The following is a 3,887-nucleotide window of genomic DNA, read 5'->3' on the forward strand; positions in this document are numbered from 1 at the left end:
AGCTGAGCGACGATCCATACAGCCGTCCGATTACCTGTGTACGGAAACTCCACCGTAGACGCCCCAACCTCCTGAGCGAATACACTGGTGGCAGCCACACATAGCGAGCACAACACAACGAGAGCCAGGAGACCGCTCGACAGTTTTTTCACGATGCCTCGATGCCCCCTACTTTAAAACCTAGTCAAGGTATTTTCACCAAGATGGTTCACCTACTAGCCGATCTTCCGACAAGAACACCTGACACCCTTGAAACACCAAGACACGACATTGAAGGCCTCATGCAAACCCTATCGACGGCGGAGTATCGCAGATTCTCCCCCCCCCTTAACGATAGGGAAATTCCTTAACAGCGCCTCAAAAGAACTTGAGCCTGATTGGCGACCTTGATGCGCCTTTAGAAGCTTTAAAGACCAAAAGGCGCGAAGCATCCTGCCCTCAACAACCCTGCAATCCGAAAGTCATTTCGTGCCGGCATCAGCCCACTGCTTTTTCTCTTCATTCCAGATCTTCCCAGCCAATCCGAAATTCCGCTCATAGAGCACCAGCTTCCATCGGTCTTCTTCCGAGAGCTTGCTCTTCCAGCCTTTCATCTTGGTATTCGGCACTCCTTCGGAAATACGCCAAAACCAGACGGAGTCCGAGTAGAGCTTCATGCGCTCAGGGTTTCGAAAATCCGTAGCACCCGCCTTGACCGGCTTCCCATCTTTCCCGTGGCAACTGGCACAATTGGCATCTGGATTTGTCTCACCGAGGAACAGCTTACGCCCCTCTTCCAGCTTCTGAGCATCTCCCCACCAATCTTCCGGCATATGCTTGTCGGCATATTCAGCCGGAGCCGGCGGTGGTGGCACAATCGGCCCCTCTCCACCCTGCTCTCCGCAACTCGACAGTCCAAGACTCATGATTAACACAGCTTGAATGAAGCCTATCCTCATACTCATTACGATCCATTGCTCTGTCATTGAAAATTGTCGTCGAGACTGTAACAGGCTCGAGAAAGGGCTGACAAATAAAAAAAACGCTTCTGCCGAGGTGCCACCACCTCTAACAAAAGCGTTCCAGTACACCTTTCTCGACAGCTCTGCACAACTGCCCTCGCCTCACCCATCGACCGATTCGGCGAGGCACCCCGCAGCCCCTAAGGCCCGTCATCGGCGATTATGCTTTTCTCTGCTTCTGCGGTTTTCCCTTGCCACGTTCCTGCTTACGCTGAGAACGAGCAAGCTTCATTCCGATTATGGTACCAGCCGCTGCGACCATCGCTCCACCCCCCCACCAAAGCCAGACGGGAGGACCGCTCGCATCGCAACCGGTTCCAAAGTTAACCTTGATCTTCCGTTCGCTTTCAAGATCTTTTGGATCGAATTCAACTTTAAAGTTTTGCTGCTCTCCCCTCGCTTCTATCAAAAGGGGATCGCCAAGATTATCATTGTGCAGATGAAACATCGCTTTGTAGTAGCCATTTCCATCCGTCCGTACAACTTGACCGTACGAAATTCTGGTGTCCTTGACAAGGACATCTGTATTCGAAAGTCCTTTCCCGTCCTGTCCGCAAACATACCCCTCCACCATGAAACGATGGTCCGCTTCATGTGTGGCTGAAGCCACGGGTGGGAACATAACGTTCATCACGAGACAGCAAGCTAGGATCAACGGTCCTGCTGGACTTCGACTGCCAAGCTTCGAACTAGATCGCTGACTCGTCGCTCGCTCCTTCGGAGAAGTGCATACCGCACCACACGAGTGCGCTACATTTAGGGCAGGGGTTTCTAGCACAGCGCCAAATCTTTGTCAATGAGAAGGCAGGCGGGTTTGCTGATGCAGAGCGATCTTCCAACGCCATTCCACTCTCCATCGGCTGAAGCCTACAACAGCTTCAGAGATAGCCCTTCGTGCGCGCGGACGCTTCAATCTTCGCAGCTTCCTCTCGACGCTCGGACTCTTTTTTTGACACCCACGTTTCCCACGATTTTCCATTCGCCGTGTCTTCTCCGGTGAATGCAATCGTGACGATGTCATAGTACGGAATGCGCAGTGGATCAGGACTGTCTGAAGAAAACAGTTCAAGATACGAACCATCGGTGGCGACCTGGCGATTAAAGAGATATCCGAGGACAGATTCGCCAGACCTTAATGTTAAGGTCACATCTCCACGGTAGTCGAATGCGAGCTCAACAGCCTCTGCTGTTTCCGTCGAAGAGACAGGTTTGAAAACCCGCCCTTCCAGAGAAATAGGAGTATCCGCTGTATGATCCTTCGTATCCGTCATCTGGAAATCGTTGTTCGTAAAGCGTATCCCGTGAAGTGCGGCACGGCGAGGGGACCAACAAGGGACGAACGACGCTCGTCTCGCTGGGTCGAAGCGGGAGTTACGAGCAGAATCACCGTGAGGTAGGCAATAGGGTCAATTTAGCCGTCCGCGCAAATCCAGAGACCGTACTAAAGGTATCCTCAACAGCCGAGGCCTCATAGCCGCAATGCACCATGCAATCTGCGCATTTCTCGTTTCGACCCGTTCCATACTTGTCCCATTCCGTCGACTCCATGAGCTCGCGGAAGGTTTTTGTGTATCCCTCCTGAAGCAAGTAACAAGGCTTCTGCCATCCAAATACATTATACGTCGGATTGCCCCAAGGGGTGCATTGGTATTCACGCCGGCCCATGAGAAAATCCAAGAACAGCGGGGATTGATTGAACTGCCAACCCGCTTTGGGACGAGCAAGGATCTTGGAGAAGAGCTCTTGAGTTCGCGCCCGTTTCAAAAAATGTTGCTGATCGGGGGCCTTTTGATAGCTATACCCTGGGGAAATAGTCATGCCTTCGACACCGAGCGCCATCATTTCATCGAAAAATTTCCTGACTCGCTCAGGATTCGCCTCATCGAACAAAGTGGTGTTGGTCGTCACCCGATGGCCGCGTTTGACCGCCGCTTTGATGGCCTTCACCGCCACGTCATAGACTCCATCGCGGCAAACCGCCAAATCGTGCTCGTCTTTGAGTCCGTCCATATGAACACTGAAGGTCAGATACTTCGAAGGCCGATACTCATCCAGCTTCCGCTCCAAGAGGATAGCGTTCGTGCAGAGATAGATGTATTTCTTCCGATCCACCAAACCCTGAATGATTTTAGCGATTTCAGGATGAATGAGCGGCTCTCCTCCGGGAATACTCACCATGGGCGCTCCGCATTCTTCAGCCGCCGCCCAGCATTGTTCCGGTGTCAACCGCTTGTCGAGAATATGATCAGGATACTGGATCTTCCCACAACCTGCACAGGCCAGGTTGCACCGAAAAAGCGGCTCGAGCATCAGGACCAAAGGATATCGCTTCACTCCCTTCAGCTTCTGGGAGAGCACATACGTCGCCACGGTGTACATCTGGGAAATCGGAACAGCCATTCCGTTCTCCTTACTTAATTGTCTTTTCTGAAATCTGCTCTATCTGAACAGCCGCCTAAAGCAGACTGCTTGGAGGCACAAAAGTGTCGGAATTTTAACATCATGTATGGTGCTCGTCAATTTCCATATCGCTGTTCATAATGCGAAAGCATCAGGAGGGCCCAGGCCGAATAGAAATAGTGATACCTGATGAGCTATCCAACGACGGCCATTACCATAAAACCATTGATGAGTCGTCGGCCCACACGAAGTTCGATATTAGGGAAGGTCTGATTTATTCCCCTCTCCTGATGTGCTATGAGAAACGCAGCACTAAACGGGAGGCGCCCCCATGCTGCAGCAGACATTGGCCGAGGTCACGTTCGAACAATATCGTAAGCCCACCCGCCGTGAGCAATTCCTCGACGCGATGAACCGCGTCGTGCCGTGGGCGGAATTAGTGGCGGTGATCGAGCCGGTCTATCCCAAGGCCGACGGGCCGGGGCG

At 52.4% G+C, this 3,887-nt stretch carries 4 protein-coding genes and 1 pseudogene; 1 reads left to right on the forward strand and 4 read right to left on the reverse strand.

Annotation, left to right across the window (positions count from 1 at the left end):
* Positions 1-461 precede the first annotated feature (461 nt).
* The 4 genes from ACOSYY_RS06540 to hpnH form a co-directional block, all read right to left on the reverse strand.
* Entirely contained in the window at positions 462-905 is a 444-nt protein-coding gene (locus ACOSYY_RS06540; RefSeq protein WP_421661462.1) for a c-type cytochrome, read from the reverse strand.
* A gap of 256 nt (positions 906-1,161) precedes the next feature.
* On the reverse strand, positions 1,162-1,611 hold the full coding sequence (locus ACOSYY_RS06545) for a hypothetical protein (RefSeq protein ID WP_421661463.1): 450 nt from the start codon (positions 1,609-1,611) through the stop codon (positions 1,162-1,164).
* A 268-nt stretch (positions 1,612-1,879) separates the two neighbouring features.
* Positions 1,880-2,272, reverse strand: coding sequence for a hypothetical protein (locus ACOSYY_RS06550; protein WP_421661464.1), 393 nt, complete (start codon positions 2,270-2,272; stop codon positions 1,880-1,882).
* Positions 2,273-2,384: 112 nt separating this feature from the next.
* The gene (gene hpnH / locus ACOSYY_RS06555) at positions 2,385-3,401 is read right to left on the reverse strand and encodes an adenosyl-hopene transferase HpnH (RefSeq protein ID WP_421661465.1); all 1,017 of its coding nucleotides are present in this window, start codon (positions 3,399-3,401) and stop codon (positions 2,385-2,387) included.
* Between the two features lie 331 nt (positions 3,402-3,732).
* Here hpnH and ACOSYY_RS06560 point away from each other — a divergent pair.
* Positions 3,733-3,887, forward strand: a pseudogene (locus ACOSYY_RS06560) (IS5/IS1182 family transposase); the annotation flags it as partial.

This window comes from Nitrospira sp. BLG_2 (assembly GCF_049222245.1).